Source organism: Moraxella canis (assembly GCF_002014965.1).
GTDB classification, from domain to species: domain Bacteria; phylum Pseudomonadota; class Gammaproteobacteria; order Pseudomonadales; family Moraxellaceae; genus Moraxella; species Moraxella canis.
Window position 1 is genome coordinate 1 of the sequence record NZ_MUXT01000019.1, and the last position, 1,273, is coordinate 1,273.

1 protein-coding gene is annotated in these 1,273 nt (G+C 46.3%); it reads left to right on the plus strand.

Going from position 1 to position 1,273, the window contains the following annotated elements; all coding sequences use genetic code 11:
• Window positions 1-12: 12 nt before the first annotated feature.
• Window positions 13-1,203 (plus strand): elongation factor Tu, encoded by a 1,191-nt coding sequence (gene tuf / locus B0180_RS10015; RefSeq protein ID WP_078256771.1) that lies wholly within the window; start codon window positions 13-15, stop codon window positions 1,201-1,203.
• The last annotated feature ends 70 nt before the right edge of the window (window positions 1,204-1,273 follow it).

Genomic DNA, 1,273 nt, shown 5'->3' on the forward strand with positions numbered 1-1,273 from the left:
GAGGAAACCATCATGGCAAAGGCCAAGTTTGAACGTGTAAAACCACACGTAAACGTTGGTACCATCGGTCACGTTGACCATGGTAAAACCACTCTAACTGCTGCTATCGCAACCGTTGCTGCTAAGCACCACGGTGGTGAAGCAAAAGACTACGCTGCTATCGACTCTGCCCCTGAAGAAAAAGCACGTGGTATTACTATTAACACATCTCACATCGAGTATGATACTGCGGCGCGTCACTACGCACACGTAGACTGCCCAGGCCACGCTGACTATGTTAAAAACATGATCACAGGTGCTGCACAGATGGACGGCGCAATCTTGGTTGTTTCTGCAACTGACGGCCCAATGCCACAAACTCGTGAGCACATCCTATTGTCTCGTCAGGTTGGTGTACCATACATCATGGTATTCATGAACAAATGTGACATGGTAGATGACGAAGAGCTACTAGAATTGGTTGAAATGGAAGTTCGTGAACTTCTATCTGACTACGATTTCCCAGGTGACGACACCCCAATCATCAAAGGTTCAGCGCTAGAAGCATTGAATGGTTCAGATGGTAAATATGGTGAGCCTGCTGTTCTAGAACTACTAGACACGCTAGATTCATATATCCCAGAGCCTGAGCGTGACATCGATAAGTCATTCCTAATGCCAATCGAAGACGTATTCTCAATCTCTGGTCGTGGTACTGTTGTAACTGGCCGTGTTGAGTCAGGTATTATCCGTGTTGGTGATGAAATCGAAATCATCGGTATCAAACCAACTGCAAAAACTACCTGTACTGGTGTTGAGATGTTCCGTAAGCTGCTAGACGAAGGTCGTGCAGGTGAGAACTGTGGTATCCTACTACGTGGTACTAAGCGTGAAGAAGTTCAACGTGGTCAAGTATTGGCTAAGCCAGGTTCAATCACCCCACACACCAAGTTTGATGCAGAAGTATACGTGCTATCAAAAGAAGAAGGTGGTCGTCATACCCCATTCCTAAATGGCTATCGTCCACAGTTCTACTTCCGTACCACAGACGTAACTGGTGCCATCACCCTACAAGAAGGCACTGAAATGGTTATGCCAGGTGATAACGTTGAGATGAGCGTTGAGCTAATCCACCCAATCGCCATGGACAAAGGTCTACGCTTTGCAATCCGTGAAGGTGGCCGTACTGTTGGTGCTGGTGTTGTTGCTAACGTTAAAGACTGATTTAGCTTTAGTCGTTAACCAGGCAATTGCCAAAAAAACCAAACTCGAAAGGGTTTGGTTTTTCTTATGG